Origin of the sequence: Chitinasiproducens palmae, assembly GCF_900095735.1 — a bacterium.
GTDB classification, from domain to species: domain Bacteria; phylum Pseudomonadota; class Gammaproteobacteria; order Burkholderiales; family Burkholderiaceae; genus Chitinasiproducens; species Chitinasiproducens palmae.
The window spans coordinates 64,150-87,471 of record NZ_FNLO01000004.1; the positions used below are offsets into that span (position 1 = coordinate 64,150).

Genomic DNA, 23,322 nt, shown 5'->3' on the forward strand with positions numbered 1-23,322 from the left:
GTGCGTTGGAAAGAGAAGGTGCGCCCGATCGGCGCGGCAGCCGGCGTCGTCGCTTGGAATGCAAGTTGCTTGACCAGCGGCGCACGGCTTCCGCGCCATTTTAGGTGCTATCGCCGCCGTCTGCACTGCCGTTCACAAGGAGGAACCGATGAAGAAATTGCTGTCCGCTCAACTTGCCACGGCCGCCGTGGCCGTCTCGCTACTTGCCGGCTGCGCCGACACCCAACAGCGCAATACCGCCATCGGCACTGGCGCCGGGGCTGCCGTGGGCGCGGGCATCGGAGCACTCGCCGGCAATCGTACGGGCGCCATCATCGGCGGCACCGTGGGTGCGGCAGCGGGCGGTATCGCTGGCTACAACTGGACCGCAATCAAGCAACGCCTGTCCGGCGCGACCGCCGGCACCGGTACCCAGGTGACCGAGCAGCAGGACGGTTCGCTGAAGGTCAACATTCCTAGCGCGATCTCGTTCGATACCAACAGCTACACGGTCAAGCCGAGCTTCGCGCCGGTCCTCGAACAAGTCGCGCAGACCTTGACCCAGCACCCGGAACTGGTGGCGCAAGTGGTCGGTCATACGGACAGCACCGGCAGCCCGGCCTATAACCAGACCTTGTCGGTGAACCGCGCGCAAAGCGTCGCCAACTATCTGATCCAGCACGGCATGCCCGCCAGCCGCATCACCGCCGAGGGCATGGGCCAGAATCAGCCGATCGCGGACAACACGACTGAGGCAGGTCGGGCCCAGAATCGCCGCGTGGAGATCTACCTGCGGGCGACCCGCCAGCCCTCGTAAAAAAATTTAAAAAATTTTTCGAACTCGCGGCAAGAAAGGCTGTCAGTCTTAATGGGACGCCGCGGTGCCTGACCGCCGCGTCACCATTCTCCTCTTGTCGTTGTTGCTCCGGGGCGCTGCCCCGGTTTTTTTTTGCCCATTCGAGCGGTGGCAGAAAGCGGTGTATCCCTTAGCGCGGCGCCGACGGGATGCGGGCGGACGAGAGATGCGGGCCGCCGCCACGCGCGAGCCATCGTACCGCAGCGCCATGCGTCCGGCCCGCTCGCGATCGGACAGCACTCAGTGCCGTGATGACCCATACCAGCGGCGGCTCGTCGTCAGCCAGCCTCCGCCACGCCAAAGATAGAAGTCAATTAGACGCAAAATCACCGTCATTGACGGTGAAATATCGTAAAATGACCATCTGATGTCTTGTGATGGGCATCGATCCTAGCGCTGGCGGAGCGAGGTTGAAGGGATTTGACGGAAAGGTGTCGCGGCTGACCAGTCGAAATTCGGCGGGGCCAGGGGCCAAGCGGCGGGGGTGCACCCAACTGCTAGAATGCGGCTCCAGCACCAATGCAGCCGCCGTCGTCCGCCGCCATGTCCGAAAAAGCCGAACAAACCGCCCCTCGCCGGATCCTCGTTACCTCCGCCCTGCCTTACGCCAACGGCCAGATCCACATCGGCCACCTGGTTGAATACGTGCAGACCGACGTCTGGGCGCGGACCATGCGCATGCACGGTCACGAGGTGTATTACGTCGGGGCTGACGATACTCACGGCACCCCGGTCATGCTGCGCGCCGAAAAGGAAGGGCTCACGCCGCGCCAGTTGATCGAGCGCGTCTGGGTCGAGCACAAGCGGGATTTCGATGCGTTTGGTATTTCGTTCGACAATTACTATTCGACCGATTCCGACGAGAACCGCCGCCTGTCAGAGAAGGTCTATCTCGCCTTGCGTGATGCAGGCCTGATCGAGGCGCGCGAGATCGAGCAGGCCTATGATCCGGTCAAGGAAATGTTCCTGCCCGACCGCTTCATCAAGGGCCAGTGCCCAAAGTGCGGCGCCAAGGACCAATACGGCGATTCGTGCGAAGTGTGCGGCGCGACCTACGCGCCGACCGATCTGGTCGAACCCTACTCGGTCGTATCAGGCGCAACGCCAGTGCGGCGCCGCTCGACGCACTATTTCTTCAAGCTGTCCGACCCGCGCTGCGAACAATTCCTGCGCGGCTGGGTGGCGAAACTCGCCCAGCCGGAAGCCACGAACAAGATGCGCGAGTGGCTGGGCAGCGATGACGAAGCCGGCACGCTGGGCGACTGGGACATTTCGCGTGACGCGCCGTATTTCGGCTTCGAAATTCCCGACGCGCCGGGCAAATTCTTCTATGTCTGGCTGGATGCGCCGGTCGGCTACTACGCGAGCTTCCTGAACCTCTGCGAGAAGCGGGGCCTGGACTTCGACGAATGGGTAAGGCCTGACAGTGGCACCGAGCAGTACCACTTCATCGGCAAGGACATTCTCTATTTCCATACCTTGTTCTGGCCGGCCATGCTGGCGTTCTCCGGTCACCGCACGCCGACCAACGTATTCGCCCACGGCTTCCTGACGGTCGACGGCCAGAAGATGTCGAAGTCGCGCGGCACCTTCATCACCGCGCAAAGCTACATCGATGCGGGTCTGGACCCGGAATGGCTGCGCTATTACCTGGCCGCCAAGCTCAACGCGTCGATGGAGGACCTGGACCTCAACCTGGACGACTTCGTCAGCCGCGTCAACAGCGACATCGTCGGCAAATACGTCAATATCGCGAGCCGAACGGCCGGCTTCCTGCAGAAACGCTTCGAGGGACGCGTCGATGACGCCGCGATGGCCGCGCCGCTGCTGGAAGGTTTGCGTGCCGCCTTGCCTTCGATCGCGACGCGCTACGAACAGCGCGAATACAGCCGTGCGTTGCGCGAGACGATGGAACTGGCCGACCGGGTCAATGCCTTCGTCGATGCCGAAAAGCCGTGGGAATTGGCGCGGCTGCCGGACGCCGCGGCCCGATTGCACGCGGTATGCAGCGTTAGTCTAGAGGCATTCCGGCTGCTGACGATTGCGCTCAAGCCAGTGATGCCCGCGCTCGCGGCCAAGGTCGAGACCCTGTTTGCCGTCGGCCCGCTCGGCTGGGAGGACGTCGCCACGCCTTTGTCGTCGGCACACCCGACCCAGCCCTATCAGCATCTGACACGCCGGATCGAGGCGCGCCAGATCGATGCGTTGCTGGCCGCGAATCGCGACTCGCTCGCCGCACAGAACACCACGCCGTCCGGCGCCGCGGCATCCGGCAACGCGGCGGCGGCGGCCGGCGCGGCGTCGAACGACGACAGCGGTCCGCTGGCCATCGAGCCGCTCGCAGAGACGTGCACGATCGACGACTTCGCGAAGATCGACCTGCGCGTGGCGAAAATCGTCGCTTGCGAACGCGTCGAAGGCTCGAAGAAGCTGTTGCGCCTGACGCTCGACGCGGGCGAGGGCCGGACCCGCAATGTGTTCTCGGGCATCAGCTCGGCCTACACGCCGGAGCAATTGGTGGGCAAGATGACGGTGATGATCGCCAACCTCGCGCCGCGTACGATGAAGTTCGGCGTCAGCGAAGGCATGGTGCTGGCCGCCTCGGCCGCCGACGAGAAAGCGTCGCCCGGCTTGTATGTGCTGGAAGCCGACGCGGGCGCGCAGCCAGGAATGCGGATCCGCTGAACGCCGAATCGCCGTGATGACAAAAGCGCCGGGAACGGCGCTTTTTTTTTGGCCGGCGCCGGGCACGGCGCTTTTTCCTGGCCCGCCCGCACCGTACGGCGTCCAGCTCGGTGCGAGCCGGACGCCGGCGCCGCTAGTCGAAGCGGCGCGTGTAGTACAGCGCGACACCGTTGATCGCGCCGGTCTGCGCCGCGACCGACCACCGCCGCGACAGCAGCCAGGTCACCTTGAACAGCGTCGCCGCGGTGGTCAGGCCCTGTTCGTAACCGAGCACGAAATGCTCGTTCAGCGCCTTCGCGATCGACACCACCTGCGGGTCGGTCAGGCCCGACTCGCTCGGGCCGAGCGAGAACTCGTCCAGGCCGACACTGCGCGCGATGCGCTTGCCGCCGACGCTGCCCAACAGGGCAAGCGCGGCCGACGCGGTGTTGTCCTGCCCGAGGGTGGTGCTTTCCGTACCGTGGCCGAACAGCAGCCATGAGAGCTTTTCGTTGTCCGGCACGTTCGGCTCCGACACCAGCACCGCTTCAGGGCTGCGCACCGTGCCGCGCACCCGCACGCCGGCCTCGACCTCCTGGTTGCGTCGCATCGCCAGGATGTTGATCGACGGGTTGTCGATCGGTCCGTTGAACACGAAATAACCGTTTTCGATCGCAAGCTTGCGGCCGAAGGCTTCGTAGGTCGAGCCTTCGACCACGCGCACTTCACCATTGGCGGCCAACGGAACCGCCGGCGCGCTTTTCACCGTCAACGCCCCGGCCAGCAGCAGATCGGCGCCCGCGCCACGGAAACGGAAGTCGCGTCCGAGGTCGACCACGATATTCGACCGTGGCGCAAACCGGCCGACCGGACGCTCCGCCGCGGGCTTGCTGGACGCGAGCGGTGGCGGCGGCCGACGGCTGTCGGAGCGGATCACGACCACGTCGTCGCCCAGCCGCGGCGCCGAACTCTTCGGCAGGTCGAACAGTGCGTGATCGACGACGAAGCGCCCGTCGATGTCGATGCCCTGCCCGTCGCGCGCGTTGGCGATCGTCGCCTGTCCCGACAGCGACAACTGCCGGTCTGGCGCGCCGAACAGTTCGAGCTTGTCCGACACGATCTTCGCGGTCAGGTCCGGGTTCTCGCCATCGAGCTGGATCCGGCCGGTCGCGCGGATTACGCCGTCACCGCCGTGGAATTCGACGCGACGCAATTCGACGAGATTTTCGGTGATGCCGATGTCGACCACGCCATGCTTGAGTTGCACGCCGGAATCGACCAGCGTCGCAGCCAGATTGGTGCCGCTCAGTTGGCCGCTGACGCGCGGCTTGCGTACCTGTCCGGCGACTGTCAGGCGCAGGCGCAGCGCGCCGTCGAGCAGATAGGTCGGTCCGAGCAGGCCGCCGGTGGTGCGCAACGACGGCAGATCGGCATTGATCGTACCGGCCAGCGGTGCCTCCGGCGCAACCCCCAGCACCCCGTCCGCGCTGCTCAATTGCGTGCGCAGCCGCGCCTCGACAGTGCCGAGGCGCGCGGCGCGCGCATCCAGTCGCAGATTCGCCGCGCTGCCGCCTGGAAAGTCCAGCCGCGCCAGCAACTGCTCCAGGCCGAGCGCGCCGCTGCTCGCCCCGGTGCTGACGCGGACGTCGCCGCGCTGCCGGCGAATTTCGACGAAGCCACTGGCCGATGGCGCGAGCGTGAAGTTCCAGTCGCCGTCGAGCACCAGGCTGGTATCGACAGCCGGCCGCTCGCCGGTCAGCGTGCGCTGCACTTCGAGCATGCGGTTCACGTCGACATCGCGCACACGCCCGGCCGACACGATGCGGCCCGGTGCATACGAAAGATTGTCCAGCGTCAGCGTGGCCCCCTCGGCGGTCAGGCGCGTCGCACCGACCGTTACCTGCTGGCCGCGCACCGAGATCTGCATCGGCGCGTTCAGCGCAACATCGACGGTGCCCTGGTTGCTCAGCGTTGTGACCGTGCCGCGCCAACCGGTCCCGCCGGGCCCTTCGAGCAGGCCGCCGCGGCCGGCCAGCCGCGCATTGATCGGGTGGCCGGTGTACGTCCCCACCGCGTTGGCTTCCAGCGCGTGGTTGGCTCGCGTGCCCGTCACACGCGCATCGAGCGTGGTCAGGACCACGTTCGGCACACGCACGCCACGCGCCTCGACAGTCGCGTTCAGCGCGCCGTTCGGGCCGTTGCGCAACTCCGCGCGGCCGCTCGCGTGGTCGACCCGGTCTCCGCCGAACACCAGCGCGTCGGCCGCGTAGGTCGCGCTCACGTTGGGTTTTTCGAACGTGCCGGTGACGTCGCCGTTGGCCGTCAGCGCGCCGGCCAGGCCGAAGCCCAGGCGTTCGAGCTGACGCGCGTCGACCGCGAAGTGCAGGCGGTCGCTAGGCGCGCCGAAACTGCCGCGCAGCACGACGTCGTTGCCGGCGACCGACAGCCGCGCGTCGCTCGGCAACAGCCGCCGGCCGGCGACGTTCAGCGTGCCGGCGCCGGTCATCGGCAGACCGTCGTACACGCTGTCGCGCAACGCGAACGTTACCTTGCTGGTCAGCGTGGGCGCGAAGGCCCCCGCGGCGTCGATCGTACCGGTCACCCGTGCGTCGATCTCGCCGGCCGCGATGCGTTGCCCGCCTGTCGCTGGCGCGGTCGCGGCGGCACCCTTCGCGTTCCCCTTACCCCTGCCCTTGCCTGCAGGCGGCGCGCGGCGCCCCGCGTCCGAGGTGAAGGCGAGCGGATTGAAATCCTTCAGTGTCGTCTTCAGCGCGTAGCTCGACTGCGCATCGCGGCGCAGCAGGCCCGCGACCTCCACATAGCCTGCGCCGGCCGACAGCCGGAAACGATCGATCGCGGTCGCGTCGGCGCGCAGCGCCACGTCGGCCTGCAGCCCGAGCCGCGCGCCCGGGTCGTCCAGCCTGGCGCGCACGGTTTGCCCGGCGTCGCCCAGACGCACTGCGATCGGCCCACCCAGCCGGCTGCGCCGCAGCATCGGATGCAGCGCATGCAGGTCGAGCGCCTGCACGGTCAGATCGATCCCGCCCTTGCCGCCGTTGATGCGTCCTTCGCCAGTCACGGTGGCACCGCCGAGCAACCGTATCACCAGCGCATCGAGCCGCTGTTCGCGCGCGTCGAGCCGCAACTGGGCACGCGCATCGAGCAGCGGCAAGCGGTTTTCGTCGAGCCGCCCCGGCCGTCCATTGACGATGCTCAGCGTGCCCGCCACGGTCAGCGCTTGCTGGCCGGCACCGCTGCCCGGCACCTTGGTGGCGGCGCTGGTGGCGGATGCGCCGCGCTCGACCTGCCGCGCGATGTTGCGCGCGGCGCTCGCCGCGCTCGCGGCGGTGACCGAAGCAACATACTCGTCCGGCGTGCTGGCGGGCAGCGCGTCGCTTGCGCCGTCGGCCGAGGCCGCGCTGGCGGACGCGGCACTGGCCAGGGTCGGCGCGGCGCGGCTGGGGCGCGGCCGCGCGCTGGTCACGGCCGGCGCCCGAGGGCGCGGTTCGACACGCACCGCCGATGCCGCCGAAGCCGTTTCCAGCGGGTGCGCGGACGGATCCTTGGACAGCGCTTCGGCCAGGTCCAGCACCCGCCGCGGCGAACTCGGGGCCGGCGTGGTGACGACCGTTTCCGTGGACTGGCTGCGTCGTGGACGCGGCGTCTCGGTAGGCCGGGGGCGCGACGCTTGGTCCACCGATGCGGCGGTAGTGACGGCAGCGCTGGCGGCGTCGGTGCGCGACGCGGCGCGTGCGGCCGACGCGGCATCGGCCGCCGCGGTCGCGGACGCGGCCGACGCCAGCCGCGCGGCCTCGGCCAACGCCTCGGCGCGGCTGACCGGACGCAGTTGCGCGCGGATCGTCAGGTCCGCTTCCGGCGCACCGGGCGCGACAGCGCGCGGGTTGACGTGATCGGCCGCGATCGCAGCCAGCGTGAACGGTACCGCATCGAACGGCGTGGCTTCGATATGCGCGCGTCCGCTCAGGTTCAGGCCACTGGCGTTCACGTCGAGCCGTGGGGCCGCGAGCGTGCCGGCGGCGGTGGCCGCGACGACGACGTTCTGTTTCTTGTCCGCGCCACGGAATGCGGCATCGGCGGTCAGCGGGAACGGCCGCACGCCGTCGAGCGCCAGTGCCGCGTTCGCATCGCCCCACGGCGTCTCGACGCTGCGCAAGGTCAGACGATGATGGCGTCCGTCGCTGCTCGCGGCCAGCGCGATGCGCCGCAGTTCGGTGACTTCGGTACCGTTGTGCAGCCGCAGCTTGGCGATCGTGACGTCGCGCAAATCCAGCTGCAGCGGCAGCGTAAGCGATTCCGGCAGCTTGAGCGGCGACGCATCCTTCGACTGCGACGGCGCCAGGCGCACATCGACGGTGCCGACGCGCAGATGATCGACCGCGAAGCGCCAGGGCGCGCGCGTCAGGCGCCACGCGCCATCGATCCGGTCGATCCGGATCTCGGTGCCGCCGTCGCGCCAGACCACGTCGCGCAGCGCCACGCCGTCGGACAGCGCGCCGCCCAGATTGCGCCCGCTGAGCCGTCCGCCGAGCAGCTTGGTGGCGCCCTGCCAGACCAGCGCAGTGCCGCGCTGGGTGGTCAGCGCGCCGTAGATCATCGCGGTGCCGAGCACCAGCGCGGCGAGCAACACGCCGATCGCCCAGGCCATGATCCGCAGCCAACGGCGGCGCGGTGGCGATGGGGGTGGCGATGGCGGCGGTGGATTGGCCGGTGCCTGCGGCGGCGGCCCCGACGGTCCATTCGTTCCGGCCGGCGGCAGTGCATCGCTGCCCGCGCCGCCGAGGGTCGGTTCGTCCCGGCCGGCGCCGATGGACGCCTGCGACAAACGGTCTTGACTCATGGCCATCAGAAGGCGACGCCGAGCGTGATGTAAGGCCGGATGCTGTGATTCTGCAAACCGTAGGCGAGGTCGAGATTGACCGGGCCGACCGGGCTGCGCCAGCGCACGCCAAAGCCGACGCCCGAGTAGAAGCGCCGCTCGCGCCAGACGTCGGCGGCGGTGCCGACGTCGTAGAAGACCGCGCCACCCCAGTCGCGGTTGAGCCAATGCTGGTACTCGGCGCCGCCGGTGACCAGGTACTTGGTCGGCAGCACGCTGCCCGACACGTTGTTGCCGACGCTCTGGTAGCCATAGCCGCGAATCGACGCCGCGCCACCGCCGCGGAACCGCAGGCTGGCCGGGATCATCCGCGAGGCGGAGTCGCTGAACACGCCGCCCAACTCGGCGCGCAGCAGCACCAGATCGCGCTTGCCGAGCGGGAAGTACTGCCGTCCGTGCGAATACACCCGGGCAAAGGTGGCGTCGGACAGCACATTGCGCACTGCGAAGCCCAGCTCGACGCCGAACAGGTTGCCCTTGCGCGGGAACGTCGGGTCGTCGACGTCGCGGCGCGTCCACGCGAAACTCGGCACCAGCGCCTTCGCGATCTCGCCGGGTCCGACGTTCTGCTCCAGACGATCCTGGTGATAGATCAGCGAATACGCGTAGTCATAGAACTGCAGCGTGCGGGTCCGCTGCACGCCGAAGCGCGCGCTGTAGATGTTGGTGTCCTCGACGTCGGTCGACTGGTAGGACGCCAGCGCGCTGTTCACATACGCCTTCTCATCGGGCGGCATCGCCAGTTGGATCGAGCCGTAGCGGCTGTCCTGCTCCAGCCGTCCCTGCGTCGACAGCACCCAGGCCCGTCCGAACATGTTGTTGTACGAGTAGGTGCCCTCGACCCGCGCGCCCGTGTCGGTCGAATAGCCGATGCCGGAACGCAGGTTGTGGTACGGGAACTCGCTCACCTTGACGCTGACGGGCGCCTCGTTCGGATGCTGCGGGTCGTTCGCCACGTCGATCGCGACGCTCGCGTAGTACGGGGTGTTCTGAATCTGGCGTTGCAACTCCTGGATGCGCTCGCGGGAGTACACCTCGCCGACGTGCAGCGGATTCACGTGGTCGACGATCCAGGCCGGATAGCGCTTGACGCCGGACACCGAGAGCGGTCCCAGCGTGAACGTCGGGCCGCTGTCGTAGGCGACGGTCAGGTCGGCCTGCTGAGTCCGCGCATCGATGCGCGCCTCCGAGTGCGTGAGCCGTGCGCCGAGATAACGCTGCGCCTGCAGGGCGTCGAGCGACGCGCTCTTCGCATCGGTCCAGTCGGATTGCGTGAACGGCGCACCGGGTTGCAGCGAGAACGCGTTACGGCTCGCGTCCACGCGCGCCGGCGCTTCGGTCTGCACCGGCCCGGTCACCGCGACGTTCAGCGAATGGATGGCGGTGCGCGGGCCCGGCTCGACCGTGATCGTCACGGTCCGCTCGTCGCCCTCGCGCGAGACGTCGGTACTGACGGCCGGCGAGAAATAGCCCTGGGTCTGGACGAGTTCCTTCACCTGCTGCGGCGCGGCGGTCAGCAGAAAATCGAACTGCTCCTCCGAGAGGTCCTTGCGCTTGGCGAAGCGGACGAGGTCGAGGTTGTCCTTGAGCAGCTTGCGCAACGAACGCGGCGACTCGATGTCGACGCGATAGTCCGCCAGCGCGGGCGCGGCGTGCCCGACGCCGAGCACGGCCAGGGTGCCCAGCAACATGCGGATGGCCCGGCGCGGCGGGACGTTCTGGCGTTCGCGCGAGGCGCGCGGGCGCACGAGTCGAGTCGGTCGGAGAAGCGAAGCCAAACAGTCAGTTCTCGAAAGGATGCCACGCCGTCGACAGTATCGACGCGCAGGAAAAAGAAACAGGAATCAGTCACACGTACGCCGGAGACCGCTCGCGGGGGTCGCGCCGCGGCCGGTGAAGTTGCCCCGGCAACTGCCGGCGGCGGCGCGTCGACACGCTCGCCGACCCTGGCTATTTGACCACAACCGCCGTGACGAAGCGACGAAGCCCCGCTGCCGACGCCGGAATCGTGCGGGTCGCGGCCCGAGCGCAGCCCGAAGCAGATAGCGCGCGGGCGACGATCCGCCCATCGCTTCGCAAGCCGTTCCTCGGCCCGGTCGGATACTGGTCCGGCGCCGGTCCGATGCAGTAAAATCGTGACCATCGGCGCTCCGCCCGCGACGCATCCGCGCCCGGCGAGCCAGCTTTCGCGAGACACGACCATGTACCAATCCGAAGCCACGCAATTCCTGAACAGTCTGAAGGAACAAAATCCGCAGATCGAGGCGGGGCAACAGGCGGGCCGCGCGCTGCTGTGGGACAAGCGTCCGGTCAACCTGGCCGAGTCGTCCGACCAGCAGAAGGCGCGCGTCAAACAGACGCCCTACGTCTACTACCAGACGTTCTGAAATCGGCACCGGACAGGCGTCCGCCTTCGGACCGCCGTGCCGTCTGATTGCGGCCGCTTCAGCCGCATCGGCCGCTTTCGTCTGATGCCGTCTCTTGCCGTCTCGTGCCGCCCGTGATCCAGGACACTGAGCCGTCCCTCGACGAAGTCACCGTGGATGGCGGCGCCGTCGCCGACGGCGCCGCTTTCGCGCGTCTGTACGGGGAACCGCTGCTGCAGCTGCCGCACGACCTGTACATCCCGCCCGAGGCGCTGGAAGTCTTCCTCGAGACCTTCGAGGGGCCGCTGGACCTGCTGCTGTACCTGATCCGCAAGCAGAACTTCAACGTGCTCGACATTCCGATGGCGCAGGTGACCGCGCAATACCTCGGCTACGTCGAGCAGGTGCGCGAGCGCAATCTGGAGCTGGCCGGCGAGTATCTGCTGATGGCGGCGATGCTCATCGAGATCAAGTCGCGCATGTTGCTGCCGGTCAAGAAGGCCGAGACCGGCGGCGAAGCCGAGGATCCACGCGCCGAGCTGGTCCGGCGCCTGCTCGAATACGAGCAGATGAAGCAGGCGGCGCGGCGGCTCGACGCATTGCCGCAGGCCGGCCGCGATTTCATGCCGGCACGGGTTCACATCGAGACCGACGACGGGCCGAACTGGCCGAGCGTCGATCCCGACGAACTACGGGCGGCGTTCGCGGCATTGGTGCGGCGCGCGAAGCTGGTCCAGCACCATACGATCAGCCGCGAGGCACTGTCGGTGCGCGAGCAGATGAGCCACGTGCTGCGGCGCCTGCGCGACACCCGCTTCGTCGAGTTCAGCGAGCTGTTCGACCCCGCCGCGGGCGCGCCCCATCTGGTGGTCACCTTCATCGCGCTGCTCGAACTCTGCCGCGAATCGCTGATCGAACTTACCCAGGCGGAAGTGTTCGCGCCGATCTACGCGCGTCTGGCTTACACACCGCACGACGATTAGCCGGCGCGCTTTACACCTCCAAAAAATACTTTACAATCCGGCCGTTTAAGCGTGCCCCGGCAAGTCCGCGGGCCGTTTCGCGACCCGCCGCGCCGGCCCCCGCCGCACGCACCCGTCCCATGCCGTGGCCTTTCCCGGCCATGCACTCGCGCCGAGCGTCATGAAAGTCATCCATACCATCGAGGAACTGCGCGACCAGCTGCGCGGACAGAATCGCGTCGCTTTCGTGCCGACGATGGGCAATCTGCACGACGGTCACCTGTCCCTGATGCGCCTGGCCCGGCAGCACGGCGATCCCGTGGTGGCGAGCATCTTCGTCAATCGCCTGCAGTTCGGACCCAACGAGGACTTCGACAGCTACCCAAGGACGCTGGCCAACGACATCGAGAAGCTGGAGCGCGAAAACGTCTACGTGCTGTTCGCGCCGAACGAGCGGGAACTGTATCCGGAGCCGCAACAATACCGGGTCCAGCCACCGGCGGACCTCGGCGACATCCTCGAAGGCGAATTCCGGCCGGGCTTTTTCCAGGGCGTCTGCACGGTCGTCTTGAAGCTGTTTTCGTGCGTGCAGCCCACCGCGGCCATCTTCGGCAAGAAGGACTACCAGCAGCTGATGGTATTGCGCCGGATGGCACAGCAGTTTTCGTTGCCGATCAACGTCGTGGCGGCGGAAACGGTGCGCGCGGAGGACGGACTGGCGCTGTCGTCCCGCAATTCCTACCTGAGTGCGGACGCACGCGCCGAGGCGCCTCGTCTGTACGCGACGCTTGCGCATCTCAGCGCGCAGGTGGCCGGCGGCCGGCGCGACTTTGCGGCGCTGGAGGACGAGGCGATGCGCATGCTGGGCGAGGCGGGCTGGCAGCCCGACTACATCGCGGTACGCCGCCGCCACGACCTGCAGCGCCCTGCCGCGGACGAGAACGCGGCCCTGGTGGTGCTTGCCGCGGCGCGCCTCGGCAGCACCCGGCTGATCGACAATCTCGAAATTCCGACGCAAGTCGGCTGACCGACAATGGGGCTGCGGCCCCGGGAGAGCATTCATGCAGCGGACCATGCTGAAATCGAAGATCCACCGTGCAACCGTGACGCACTGCGAGTTGCACTACGAAGGTTCGTGCGCGATCGACGAAAACCTTCTGGAAGCGGCCAACCTGGCTGAAAACGAGCAGATCGACATCTGGAACGTCAGCAATGGCGAACGCTTCACCACCTATGCGATCCGTGGCGCGCGTGGCAGCGGCATGATCTCGCTGAACGGTTCGGCGGCACGCCGCGCCCAGGTCGGCGATCTGGTCATCATCGCGGCCTTTGCGCTGGTCGACGAAGCCGAGGTGCAACGCGGCTTCAAGCCGGATCTGGTGTTCGTCGACGAAGCGAACGCGATCAAGTCGCTGCGCGACCACGTGCCGCTGCAGGCCGTCTGAGCCGGCTCGCGGACGCCCGGCCAGCGGGCAAGGCCGTCCGCCTCAGCGCTGCAGCCACCCGGTCAGCGGCGCCCACTGTTCCAGGTCACGCTCGACCCGGCTCGGCGCGACGTCCCACAGGCTATGGCCATGGGCGGCAAGCTGAACGTAGTTCTGCGTGTCGCGCAGGTAGGTGATCACCGGCACGTCCTGGTCGCCGATGAAGCGCTGCAACTCGCCGGTTGAGCGCATCCGCTGGTCGGCGCGCATGCCCACCAGGGCCAGCTCGATCTTGCCGCGCTTGATCCGTTTTTTCTCGAGCAGGATGTCGAGGAAGGCCTTGATCGCGTAGATGTCGAAGATCGATGGCTGCACCGGCACGATGACCTTGTCGGCCAGACTCAGCGCGGTCCGCAAGCCGTCGTCGCGCAGCCCGGCCGGCGTGTCCAACACGCCATAGCGGGTGCCGGGCCGGCTCGGCTCGCCGCCGTTCAGCGACCACTTTTCGATCGCCGGCAGGGCCTCGGGCCGAATCGACAGCCAGGCCGCGGTCGATTGCTGCGGATCCAGGTCGCCCAGCGCGACCGACTCGCCGGTCGACGCCAGATAGCCGGCAATCTGGGTGGACAGTGTGCTTTTGCCAACCCCACCCTTCGGGTTGGCGACCACGATGATCGTCATGACAACTCCCGTTGTACGGTAAAGAGACACGCCTGCTCGATTATCCGACAAGCGACGCACGCGCCCGAGGCCGGCAGCCTGCCCTGACACGAAATGCCGTGCAGCCTAGGGCAAGACCGGCGCCAGCAACACATCCTGGCCGCCGGCGTTCGCGTCGAACGGATGCCCGAAGGCGTTCGTCAGGGCGGCCGGCGTCAACACTGTCCGCGCCGCGCCGCTGATCGCGCCGCCAGCGCCGTCGAGCAACAACGCATGGCTGGCGAAATGACGGGCGAGGTTCACATCGTGGCAGGACAGCACGACAGTGTCGCCGCCCTCTGCCCGTTCGCGCAACAGTGCCAAGCAGGCGATCTGATGGCGCAGATCCAGATGATTCAGCGGCTCGTCGAGCAGCAACAGCGGCACATCCTGCGCCAGGAGCGCCGCCAGCGCAACGCGCTGGCGCTCGCCGCCGGACAGGGTTCGCACGTCCCGCGCGGCGTAATCGGACAAGCCCTGGCGGGCCAGTGCGGCTGCCACCACCGCGTCGTCGCCGCCGGCCCAGGCGCGCCAGCCGCCCCAGCCGGGACGCTGTGCGTGTCGGGCCAGTGCCACGACCTCGTCGACGCGGGCCGCGAACGCGTCGTGGCGGTGCTGCGGCAGCCAGCCGCGCCAACGCGCCAGTTGCGCATCGCCGAAGCCGTCGAGTGCCGCACCGTTCAGGCGCGTCACGCCCGTTGCCGGCGCGTCCAGGCCAGCCAGGACGCGCAGCAGCGTCGTCTTGCCCGCGCCGTTCGGACCCAGCACCGCCCAAAATTCGCCCGGCGCGGCCCGCCAGTGCTCTAGCGCGAGCAAGCGCCGGCCGCCGTGGTCGAGCGACAGCCCGGTCACGGCAAGCTCGGCACGTCGCGTCGCGTGGTCCATCACCTAGGCTCCAGCAAGATCGGGTAAGCGGCGCCGTCATCGCCAGTCGCACCCGGCATCGGCATCGGCATCGGCATCGGCATCGGCATCGGCATCGCGCCGCGCCGCTGCCGACCTTCCGTTCTGCGGTTGCCGCCCGCGCCGCTGCCCGCCGCATTCATCGCGGCGCGCGCTGCAGCAGCCACAGGAACATCGGCACGCCGAGCACCGCCGTCACTGCCCCGAGAGGCAGCTGCAGCGGCGCGACGGCCGTGCGCGCCAGCAGATCCGCCGCCACCACCAGCGCACCGCCGCCGAGCGCCGCCGCCGGCAGCAACATGCGCTGATCGTTGCCGAACGCATGGCGCAGGAGGTGCGGCACGACCAGCCCCACGAAACCGATGGTGCCGGCAGTCGTCACCGCGACGGCCGTCGCCAGCGACGCGACAAGAAACACGCGCAGCCGCAACCTGCGCACCGGCACGCCCAGCGCCCGCGCCTGATCGTCGCCCGCGGTCAGCACGTTGAGCGCGCCGGCGGACGGCAGGATCGCCACCAGCACCAGCGGCAATGCCAACAGTGCGAAGGTCGGCATGGCCTGCCCCCCCAGATCGCCCGCCAGCCAGAACAGCATCGAGCGCAGCCGCAGCGCATCGGCGAGCGACAGCAACAAGGTGAGCAGCGCGCCCCAGCCGGTCGCCAGCACGACGCCCGTCAGCAGCAGGCCCGTGCCGTCGGCAGTCAACGCACGCCGGCTCACCGCCACCAGCAGGACGATCGACACAAGCGCGCCGGCGAACGCGCCGAGCGATACGAGCGCCGGCGGCATCGCCAACGCCAGCGCCGCCAGCGCGAACACCGCCGCGCCGCCCGACACTCCCAGCATGTACGGATCGGCGAGCGGATTGCGCAGCAGCACCTGCAGCAACGCGCCAGCCACGCTCAGCAGCGCGCCCGTCGCGAAGCCGGCCGCAACCCGGGGCAGCCGCAACGACAACACGATGCGGGCGGCGGGACTGTCGGCGCCCGCGCCAAACAACGCGCCGAGCCAGGCGGACGGCGGCGCGTAGACCGAGCCGAGGCACAGCGCCGCGACCTGTGTGCCCACCGCGACGGCCGCCAGTGCCGCCCAGATCCGGCAGGCCCGCGACCAAGTCATCGGCGGCCCCATCTCGCCGCGCCCGCGGCGCGCGTTCATGCCGCCTCCCAGCGCATGCGTGACGGCTCACTGCTGCCAGGCCAGCGTGACCGAGGCGGCGCGGCCGGGCGCGTCGTAGCCATAGACCGTCTGATAGTCGCGATTGAACACGTTGTCGAGCCGCACGGCGAGTGACCACGTGCGGGTGATTTGATATTTTGCATTGAGATTGACCGTTGCATAGCCCGGCGTGCTCGGCCCATAGGCAGACCCGGCGCGCTCGCCGCTCGCCACCACGTTGCCGCCGACCCGCCAGCTGCCGTACGGCATGGCGGCCGCGAACGACGCAAAGCGTCGCGCGCGCCGCGCCAGCTCGCGATTGTTGCTTTCGTCCACCGGATTCTGGATCGTGAAGCTGGCGCGCAGTTCGGCGCGCCCGATCTGCCCCTGCCACGCCGTCTCGATTCCCTGCACCTTGGCGGTCGCGACATTGAACACCGAATAGTTCTGCGCCGCGATCAGATTGCGGTAACGCGTTTCGAACGCGGTCACGCGCGCCACGCCGAAGCCTGCCTCGCTGTATTGCAGCCCGGCTTCCACCGTGTGGGCGCGCTCCGGCTGCAGGTCCGGATTGCTGTAGCCCGGGTAGTACAGATCGTTGTAGGTGGGCGCGCGAAACGCGCTCGCGTAGCTCGCGTTGACGCGCCAGTGCGGCGTGAGGTCGAAGCCATAGCCGAGGTAGTAGCTGTTCGCGCCGCCGAAGTCCGAATACTGGTCGCGCCGCACGTTGGCCTGGAACTGATGGGCGCCGAAGCGGCCGTCGTACGCCACGTAACCTGCGTCGACGCGGCGGTGCGGCGTGTCGAGCACGCCGCCGTCGAAGTAGGCGCTGGCGGCGCGCAGACGCTGCGCCAGACGCTCGTAACCGAACTGCAGTGTCTGCGTCGGTGCGAGATCGAACGTATTGCGCCATGCGAGTTGGCGGTTGCGCGTGTCGAATTGGCTGGCGAACACGCCATCGGTATAGTCGGTCGCATGGTCGGTGGTCTCGGCCAGCGTGAATTGCGTGCGCCACCGGTCGGTCAGCCGGCCGTTCGCGAACAGCGACAGCAGACGCGTCTGCATCACGGATTCGTTGGTCTCGGCGGGCGTGTAACCGTCATAGCTCAGCCGCCCGTCGGACTGCAGGAAACGCACGCCAGCCTCCCAATCGGCATTGAAGCGATGCTTGACGGTGCCGGACACCGTCGTGTTGCGATACGCATTGTCGTTCGGATTGGGCATCGAGCCCGGCGGCGGCCGGTCCACGTCCTGCGCGGAGAAGCCGTTCGTGCGAAAGCGCGTCGCGTTCAACGCGAATGTCGTCGCGCCGTCGGCGTCGAGCGCCCCATCGACGCCGGCGGTCTGCGTCTGGGTGCCGTAGCGGCCATAGCTCACCGATGCATGACCGCGCGGCGCCCATGGCCCGCCTTCCCGCGTGAACAATTGCACGACGCCGCCGACCGCGCCCGCACCGTACAGCGCAGACATATTGCCGTCGACGACTTCGACGCGCTCGAGCGGCGCGGTCAGCAGCTGCGAGATCGACGCCGCCCCGGTACTTGCCGATTCCAGCCGGACGCCGTCGATCAGCACGAGCGTCTGGTTCGGGCTGCTGCCGCGTATCGACAGGCTCGCGGTACTGCCCGGCCCGCCGTTCTGCGATATCTGCACGCCCGGCGCGAGCTGCAGCAGTGTCGGCAGGTCGGCCGCGCCGGCATCGTCGATGGCCTGGCGATCGAACACGGACGTGGCCGGCAAGGCCGTCGCCAGCGGCTGCGCAACGCGCGCCGCGGTCACCTGGACCGGTTCGGGCGCGGCCTCGTCGGTCACCATCGCGCCGGAACGCTTCGAGCCCGCGGACGCAGTCGTGGCTGCGCCAGCCGATGCGGCGGATGGCGCAGCCGTGGGGGCGGCAGAGGAGACGGCGGAAGCGGCGGAAGCGGCGGAAGCGGCGGCGGAATCGGCAACGGCATCGGCACCGGCGCCAGCCGGGGACGGCACGCTGGCCGCCGGCGCGGCGCCGGAACCGATCGCATCGGACGCAACGGCATCGGCAGCGACGGCTTGCGCCGATGCGAAGAACGGCAAGCCGGCGACGAACGCCGCAGCCGCGAGACGGGAGACTGACATGATGGTACGAATCACTGGAGGGAAGCCGACGCGATTCGTCCATCGCGAATCGCGGGTGGCGGAACGCAGGGCGTCCGACTCCGGCCGGTATCCGGGCTGGCGAAACACCGGCTCTGACCTTCCCGCGCGAGCAGTGGTCGGGGCGGCCGGCTTGCGTCGCCAGGGCGACGCGTTCGCTTACCGTTGCGAGGACAGCACAGGTTGCCGCGTCGCGCGCCCGCCCGCGAACGCCGGCGCATGGCGCTGGCGTTCGGCGCGGCAGGAGGCACGGCGAGCGGTCCCTGTTTCCCGTTTAACCGGAACCGATGGTTCCGGGCACCGAAGTGACACGAAGTTTAGGGAGGGCCTCATGGCCGGTCAACCGCGGACGCCATCGCGGCGCGCTTCCGCTACAATGCCGTCGGCGACTCCTGCTCAGGCAGCGATCGCCAAGTCTTCAGGGCGGGGTGCAATTCCCCACCGGCGGTAGGTCGTTCGCCTTGCGCGTGCGACGAGCCCGCGAGCGCCGTCGCGGCGCGCCTCGTGAACCGGCTGGTCCGGTCGCGACGCGTCGCGACGGGTCAGCAGATCCGGTTCGATGCCGGAGCCGACGGTGATAGTCCGGATAGAAGAAGACCTGCGCGGGCGGTGCGGCCTGCGCACGCGGCGCCGTCCGACGACGCCACGTGTGCGCCGCCGCGCGCGCGTTCGTGCCCTGAAACGCTCTTCTTTTCTTTTCAAGGATGCGTTTCAATGTCTGTTTCCGTGCTGGATTCCCTCTCCTCCGTGCCCGCCGTCGCGAGCGCCGCGCCACTGCACGGCTCGCGTGCCGTCGACGCCTGCCCGCCGCCCGACGCGCCGTTCGCGGCCCGCCTTGCAAGGGCGCTGGCCGATCTGCGCCGCTCGCACCCGGTCCTGCTGGTCGACGATTTCGACCGCGAGAACGAGGCCGACCTGATCGTTGCGGCCGAAACCATCGACGTGCCGACCATGGCGCGTTTCATCCGCGACGGCAGCGGCATCGTCTGCCTGTGCCTGGACGACCAAACAGTCCGCCGGCTCGATCTGCCGCCGATGGTGGCGCACAACGGCAGCCGCTATCAGACCGCGTTCACCGTCAGCATCGAAGCGCGCGACGGTGTCACCACGGGCGTCTCGGCCGCCGACCGCGTCACCACGATCCGCGCGGCGATCGCGCCGACGGCCGTCCCCGCCGATCTGGCCCGGCCCGGTCACGTGTTCCCGCTGCGGGCGATGCCGGGCGGCGTGCTCGCGCGACGCGGCCATACCGAAGGTTCGGTGGACCTGGCAGTGCTGGCGGGACTGCGCCCGGCGGCGGTGCTGTGCGAACTGATGAATCCGGATGGCACGATGACGCGCGGCGACGACATCAACGCCTATGCACGGGCGCACGACATGGTGGTACTGTCGATCGACGAGTTGGCGTCGTATCGCCGTGCGTTCGCGGGCCAACGCTGACCGCTCCGGCGCGCGCGCGGGCCACCGCGCGTGCGCTGACACGTCTCGTTACGAGATTGCCGGATCGATCAGGTTACAATGCTCGGTCTAGCCAGGACGCAGCTCGACATGCTCAACGAACTCGATTCCCTGTCTCACAATATCGGTCGCCTGCTCGATGCCAACGAGCGCAACCGCAAGCGCGTGCGCGAACTCGAACAGCAACTGGCCGAGGCTGCCTCGCAGCGCGACGAGAAGGCGTCGGCGCTGGTCCGTGCCGAAGCGGCGCGCGACGAACTCCAGCAGGAGCGCGACGCGCTGGTTGCCCGCATCGACGACGCGCAGACCCGCCTGCGTGCGATTCTCGAACGGCTGCCGGTCGCCCCGCAGCCGGACGGCGACGACGCGGCGAGCGAAGCGGACGCGGAAGCGGAAGCGACTGACGCGCACGAGACGCCCGAAGCCGAACACGAACCGTCCAGCGACGACTCACACTACGTCCATGACCGCTAAGCATATTGAAGTCTATATTCTCGGCCAGTCCTATCGACTGTCGTGTCGTCCCGAGAACGAGGCGGCGCTGCGGCAGGCCGTGGCGCGCGTCGACAGCGAGATGAACCGCGCGCGCGACAACAATCGCGTGCGCGGCACCGATCGAATCGCCGTGATGGCGGCGATTACGCTGGCCTCGGAACTCGGCAATCTGCGGCGCAGCATCGACCACGGCGATGCGCTGCCGGCCGATGAAATCCGCCGTTCGGTGCAGTTGCTCAACGACCGCATCGGCCGCGCGCTGGACGACGCCAACTGATCACGCGCGTCCCCGCGCGGCGCGCTGCGCCCTATTTGCGGGGTGGCTGACCGGATTCAAACGAGGACTGTGCACGGCGCCAAATGCTGTGGCACAATGCATTCACTGGATGTCGGTTTGATGAAGAGCCGCTTCCTCAACGGTTTTACGGCTTCCCTGCCTGGTTCGTGATGGCCTTAAATTCCTTGAACCAATGCCATGTGCAAGGCCGCGGAAATTTGTAGCGTGGGCGTGCGCGTCACTCGTCTGACGTACCCGAAATGCTTCTAACTGCGGCCGTCTTGAACCTCCGGTTCAGGATGCCGGCTTAACGGCCGAGGTGGGGATCTTATTTGACGGCATCGGTCTTCGACCGATGCCGTTTTTCATTGGTGCCACGTTCATTGGTGCCATGTTCATTGGTGCCATGTTCATCGGTCGACCGCGTTGCCCTACCGATCGGCATGGCCCGGCAGGCACGCCTTCCTTCCAGACACGCGCTTCGCCCGAACATCCGGCGCGTGCCACGCTGTCACATCTCTCACCTTCGGTTGCACAGGCGGGTATGGCTTTCGCGTACCCTACAAAACGTCGTGCAAGGCCAGGCCGTCCGGCCGGTCCTGCGACGCAGACCAACCGCAACACTGAAGGAGTCGATGATGTCCCGAAACAAGCGTCTGATCGCCTTGATGTCCGCGCTCTCGATCTGTGCCATGTCCGCCGGCGCGGCGCAGGCGCAGACGGTCAACCCGCCGCCTGCCGGCGTGCTGTCGCTCGACGCGCAGGCGAGCGAAGACGTGCCTGCCGACATCGTGACGATCACGCTCTTCTTCGAACAGGAAGGCAACGATCCGGCCGCGCTGACGCGCGCGCTGAACCAGCGTGCCGCCGACGCGCTGGCCCGGGCGCCCGGCAACAGCGTCGTAAAGGTCAGCACCGGCACGTTCTCGGTTTCACCGGCTACCGACCGTGACGGCAAGATCTCGGCTTGGCGCGGCCGTACCGAACTGGTGTTGGAATCGCGCGACTTCGCGGCCGCCTCGGCGCTGGCCGGACGGCTGAGCAACTTGATGCAGGTGGGTAGCGTCGATTATTCGCTCTCGCCGGAAGCCACGCAGCGCGCGCAGACGCAATTGACCGATCGTGCGATTCGCTCGTTCCGCGAGCGCGCCGATGCAGCGGCAAAGGCCTTCGGCTATTCGTCCTACACGATCCGCGAAGTGAATGTGGGCCAGGGCGGCGCCGTGCCACGCATGCGGACGATGGCATACGCGGCCAAGGCCCAGTCGGACTCGCTGGCGATCCAGGGCGGCACCAACCGCGTCAACGTGACGGTGAACGGTTCGGTGCAGATGCGCTGACCGGCTCGAACGCCCCGGTGGCGCGGTGCACCGGCCCGGCGCGAAGCCAGCGCGGGCCGGTGCGTGCCGCTGCGTGCCGGGATCGTCAGGGCGCAGTCGTCACCGCTGGCCGCTTCCGATAGGCGTAGAACATCAAGGCAGCGCCGACCGCGATCATCGGCAACGACAGCCACTGCCCCATCGACAGGCCGAACGTGAGCAGGCCCAGGAAATCGTCGGGCTCGCGGGCGAATTCGATCACGAACCGCGACAGGCCGTAACCGATCACGAACAACGCCGTCACGGCGCCGAGCGGGCGGCTCTTGCGGCCGAAGATCAGCAACGCGATCAACAGCACCACGCCTTCGAGCGCCATCTCGTAGAGCTGTGAAGGATGCCGCGGCAGCATGCCGTGATAGGTCTGATAAACCTGGAACAGGCCGTCGCGCATCGCCTGCTCCGGATGCGCCAGCAACCATTCGCGATCGTCCGGCGCCGCCGCCTGGAAACCCATCGCCCACGGCGCGTTCGGCGACGTGACCCGCCCCCACAGCTCGCCGTTGATGAAATTGCCGAAACGGCCCGTCGCCAGGCCAAGCGGCACGGCCGGCGCCACGAAGTCGGTCACCTGGAAGAACCGGAAGCCGCGCTTGCGGGCGAACAGTACGATCGCCAGTGCCACGCCGATGAAACCGCCGTGGAAGGACATGCCGCCTTCCCAGACCTTGAAGATATCGAGCGGATGGGCAAGGTACCAGCTCGCCTTGTAGAACACGACGTAACCGAGGCGACCGCCGAGGATCACACCCAGCACGATGTAGAACAGGATATCGTCGATGTCCTTCGCCACCCAGCCCTGCGCGCGGATGTGGGCAAGGCGCAAACGCCAACGGCAGATCAGCAGTCCACCGATGAACCCCACCAGATACATCAATCCATACCAGCGGATGGCCAGCGGACCGAGGTGAATCGCAACCGGATCGAATTGGGGATGGATCAGCATTCGACTGCTCCCGGTCGTCTGCCGATCGACCGCGCGTCCGATTCGGGACGACCAAGGCGGTGCGTAGATACGGCGCGCGTGTCGCGCGATGGCAGGGACTGGGACAGCCTCGGTCTAGATTGCATAGAAAGAACAGGACATCGTGGAAAGAAGCCGGTGCCGTCGCGCCGGCGCATCGAGGCGGTCGGCGTCGCAAGCCCCGGCGCACGTCTGCACGCATGACCTCGTCACGCGCCGCACCGAATTGGGCCGTGCAGCCATCGACGCGTCAAGCCACCGCGTCCACAGGCCGCATGCATCGCGTGGCAAACATGGCGCGGCAGCCCCAACAAGGCGTGCACAGCGGGCATGCACATCGGCGCATGCATAACGGCGCATGCATAACGGGACATACATAAAGCGGCATGTATCGCACAAGCAGACCGCCGAACTGGCGCCGAGCAAGGCATAGTTGCGCCCGTCTCGGCATCGCAGCTCGCGTGCAGCATCCTCGCGGCGCGTGCTCGAACGCAGCATGCGCGCGTCATGCACTGACGCAGACCATCGTGCACGGTCGGCATCGACCCGCATGATGTCACAAGATAATGTCACAAAAATCGGCGCACGAACGCGTCTGCGGAATGCCCGTCCTTCCGGCCGAACGGCGCAGTGGGCTGACGCCCCGTGGTGGCGGCGACGCGATATTCCGCAGTGCGCCGCGGTCTTGCGCGAGGTGCCGTGAGTTGGCGCGA

17 protein-coding genes, 1 other RNA gene and 2 riboswitches are annotated in these 23,322 nt (G+C 67.9%); of the genes, 11 read left to right on the forward strand and 7 right to left on the reverse strand.

The annotated features are described in order from the left end of the window. Nucleotides 1-148 precede the first annotated feature (148 nt). Nucleotides 149-796 (forward strand): OmpA family protein, encoded by a 648-nt coding sequence (locus BLU54_RS07940; protein WP_091906832.1) that lies wholly within the window; start codon nt 149-151, stop codon nt 794-796. Between the two features lie 582 nt (nt 797-1,378). Continuing rightward, a complete protein-coding gene (gene metG, locus BLU54_RS07945; RefSeq protein WP_091907355.1) occupies nt 1,379-3,520 on the forward strand; it encodes a methionine--tRNA ligase in 2,142 nt (713 codons plus the stop codon). A 133-nt stretch (nt 3,521-3,653) separates the two neighbouring features. On the opposite strand, the gene BLU54_RS07950 is transcribed toward metG, so the two are convergent. Further along, nucleotides 3,654-8,357: a translocation/assembly module TamB domain-containing protein gene (locus tag BLU54_RS07950; RefSeq protein ID WP_139169569.1), complete on the reverse strand. Its 4,704-nt coding sequence runs from the start codon at nt 8,355-8,357 to the stop codon at nt 3,654-3,656. Between the two features lie 5 nt (nt 8,358-8,362). Further along, complete coding sequence (locus tag BLU54_RS07955; RefSeq protein ID WP_091907357.1) at nt 8,363-10,087, reverse strand: autotransporter assembly complex protein TamA; 1,725 nt, start codon at nt 10,085-10,087, stop codon at nt 8,363-8,365. Nucleotides 10,088-10,597: 510 nt separating this feature from the next. Between BLU54_RS07955 and BLU54_RS07960 the strand changes: the two genes are divergently transcribed. The 4 genes from BLU54_RS07960 to panD all read left to right on the forward strand — a co-directional run bounded on the left by BLU54_RS07960 (nt 10,598) and on the right by panD (nt 13,169). Beyond that, on the forward strand, nt 10,598-10,783 hold the full coding sequence (locus BLU54_RS07960; RefSeq protein ID WP_091907359.1) for a DUF3460 family protein: 186 nt from the start codon (nt 10,598-10,600) through the stop codon (nt 10,781-10,783). A gap of 113 nt (nt 10,784-10,896) precedes the next feature. Then, nucleotides 10,897-11,745, forward strand: a complete 849-nt coding sequence (locus BLU54_RS07965) for a segregation and condensation protein A (RefSeq protein WP_407919403.1) — start codon at nt 10,897-10,899, stop codon at nt 11,743-11,745. A 160-nt stretch (nt 11,746-11,905) separates the two neighbouring features. Further along, complete coding sequence (gene panC, locus BLU54_RS07970; RefSeq protein ID WP_091906839.1) at nt 11,906-12,751, forward strand: pantoate--beta-alanine ligase; 846 nt, start codon at nt 11,906-11,908, stop codon at nt 12,749-12,751. Nucleotides 12,752-12,785: 34 nt separating this feature from the next. Next, on the forward strand, nt 12,786-13,169 hold the full coding sequence (panD, locus tag BLU54_RS07975; RefSeq protein WP_091906841.1) for an aspartate 1-decarboxylase: 384 nt from the start codon (nt 12,786-12,788) through the stop codon (nt 13,167-13,169). 42 nt (nt 13,170-13,211) lie between these two features. Here panD and BLU54_RS07980 read toward each other — a convergent pair whose 3' ends face one another. The 4 genes from BLU54_RS07980 to BLU54_RS07995 form a co-directional block, all read right to left on the reverse strand. Then, nucleotides 13,212-13,829 carry a ParA family protein gene (locus BLU54_RS07980; RefSeq protein WP_091906844.1) on the reverse strand — a complete coding sequence of 206 codons (618 nt, stop codon included), beginning with the start codon at nt 13,827-13,829 and terminating at the stop codon, nt 13,212-13,214. A 105-nt stretch (nt 13,830-13,934) separates the two neighbouring features. Next, nucleotides 13,935-14,732 carry an ABC transporter ATP-binding protein gene (locus tag BLU54_RS07985; protein ID WP_091906846.1) on the reverse strand — a complete coding sequence of 266 codons (798 nt, stop codon included), beginning with the start codon at nt 14,730-14,732 and terminating at the stop codon, nt 13,935-13,937. A 157-nt stretch (nt 14,733-14,889) separates the two neighbouring features. Next, nucleotides 14,890-15,909, reverse strand: a complete 1,020-nt coding sequence (locus tag BLU54_RS07990) for a FecCD family ABC transporter permease (protein WP_235837851.1) — start codon at nt 15,907-15,909, stop codon at nt 14,890-14,892. Nucleotides 15,910-15,936: 27 nt separating this feature from the next. Continuing rightward, the gene (locus tag BLU54_RS07995) at nt 15,937-18,021 is read right to left on the reverse strand and encodes a TonB-dependent receptor plug domain-containing protein (protein WP_091906849.1); all 2,085 of its coding nucleotides are present in this window, start codon (nt 18,019-18,021) and stop codon (nt 15,937-15,939) included. A 65-nt stretch (nt 18,022-18,086) separates the two neighbouring features. Further along, nucleotides 18,087-18,359, reverse strand: a riboswitch (cobalamin riboswitch). Nucleotides 18,360-18,449: 90 nt separating this feature from the next. After that, nucleotides 18,450-18,641: riboswitch (FMN riboswitch) on the forward strand. Nucleotides 18,642-18,753: 112 nt separating this feature from the next. On the opposite strand from BLU54_RS07995, the gene ribB reads away from it, so the two are divergent. The 5 genes from ribB to BLU54_RS08020 all read left to right on the forward strand — a co-directional run bounded on the left by ribB (nt 18,754) and on the right by BLU54_RS08020 (nt 21,609). Next, a complete protein-coding gene (ribB, locus tag BLU54_RS08000; RefSeq protein ID WP_091906851.1) occupies nt 18,754-19,479 on the forward strand; it encodes a 3,4-dihydroxy-2-butanone-4-phosphate synthase in 726 nt (241 codons plus the stop codon). A gap of 78 nt (nt 19,480-19,557) precedes the next feature. Next, nucleotides 19,558-19,971, forward strand: coding sequence for a hypothetical protein (locus BLU54_RS08005; RefSeq protein ID WP_091906853.1), 414 nt, complete (start codon nt 19,558-19,560; stop codon nt 19,969-19,971). Beyond that, nucleotides 19,961-20,269 carry a cell division protein ZapA gene (locus BLU54_RS08010; protein WP_091906856.1) on the forward strand — a complete coding sequence of 103 codons (309 nt, stop codon included), beginning with the start codon at nt 19,961-19,963 and terminating at the stop codon, nt 20,267-20,269. The genes BLU54_RS08005 and BLU54_RS08010 overlap by 11 nt, the downstream gene beginning before the upstream one ends. Before the next feature lie 150 nt (nt 20,270-20,419). Beyond that, a non-coding RNA gene (gene ssrS / locus BLU54_RS08015) (6S RNA) lies at nt 20,420-20,599 on the forward strand. Between the two features lie 308 nt (nt 20,600-20,907). Further along, nucleotides 20,908-21,609, forward strand: a complete 702-nt coding sequence (locus BLU54_RS08020; RefSeq protein WP_091906858.1) for an SIMPL domain-containing protein — start codon at nt 20,908-20,910, stop codon at nt 21,607-21,609. A gap of 85 nt (nt 21,610-21,694) precedes the next feature. Here the strand turns inward: BLU54_RS08020 and lgt are convergent, their stop codons facing one another. Then, nucleotides 21,695-22,591, reverse strand: a complete 897-nt coding sequence (lgt, locus tag BLU54_RS08025; RefSeq protein WP_091906860.1) for a prolipoprotein diacylglyceryl transferase — start codon at nt 22,589-22,591, stop codon at nt 21,695-21,697. Nucleotides 22,592-23,322 lie beyond the last annotated feature (731 nt).

Coding starts and splice junctions, on each gene's coding strand:
- BLU54_RS07940 (WP_091906832.1), top strand. CDS start 149: ATGAAGAAATTGCTGTCCGCTCAACTTGCCACGGCCGCCGTGGCCGTC.
- metG (WP_091907355.1), top strand. CDS start 1,379: ATGTCCGAAAAAGCCGAACAAACCGCCCCTCGCCGGATCCTCGTTACC.
- BLU54_RS07950 (WP_139169569.1), bottom strand. CDS start 8,357: ATGAGTCAAGACCGTTTGTCGCAGGCGTCCATCGGCGCCGGCCGGGAC.
- BLU54_RS07955 (WP_091907357.1), bottom strand. CDS start 10,087: ATGTTGCTGGGCACCCTGGCCGTGCTCGGCGTCGGGCACGCCGCGCCC.
- BLU54_RS07960 (WP_091907359.1), top strand. CDS start 10,598: ATGTACCAATCCGAAGCCACGCAATTCCTGAACAGTCTGAAGGAACAA.
- panC (WP_091906839.1), top strand. CDS start 11,906: ATGAAAGTCATCCATACCATCGAGGAACTGCGCGACCAGCTGCGCGGA.
- panD (WP_091906841.1), top strand. CDS start 12,786: ATGCAGCGGACCATGCTGAAATCGAAGATCCACCGTGCAACCGTGACG.
- BLU54_RS07980 (WP_091906844.1), bottom strand. CDS start 13,829: ATGACGATCATCGTGGTCGCCAACCCGAAGGGTGGGGTTGGCAAAAGC.
- BLU54_RS07985 (WP_091906846.1), bottom strand. CDS start 14,732: ATGGACCACGCGACGCGACGTGCCGAGCTTGCCGTGACCGGGCTGTCG.
- BLU54_RS07990 (WP_235837851.1), bottom strand. CDS start 15,909: ATGAACGCGCGCCGCGGGCGCGGCGAGATGGGGCCGCCGATGACTTGG.
- BLU54_RS07995 (WP_091906849.1), bottom strand. CDS start 18,021: ATGTCAGTCTCCCGTCTCGCGGCTGCGGCGTTCGTCGCCGGCTTGCCG.
- ribB (WP_091906851.1), top strand. CDS start 18,754: ATGTCTGTTTCCGTGCTGGATTCCCTCTCCTCCGTGCCCGCCGTCGCG.
- BLU54_RS08005 (WP_091906853.1), top strand. CDS start 19,558: ATGCTCGGTCTAGCCAGGACGCAGCTCGACATGCTCAACGAACTCGAT.
- BLU54_RS08010 (WP_091906856.1), top strand. CDS start 19,961: ATGACCGCTAAGCATATTGAAGTCTATATTCTCGGCCAGTCCTATCGA.
- BLU54_RS08020 (WP_091906858.1), top strand. CDS start 20,908: ATGTCCCGAAACAAGCGTCTGATCGCCTTGATGTCCGCGCTCTCGATC.
- lgt (WP_091906860.1), bottom strand. CDS start 22,591: ATGCTGATCCATCCCCAATTCGATCCGGTTGCGATTCACCTCGGTCCG.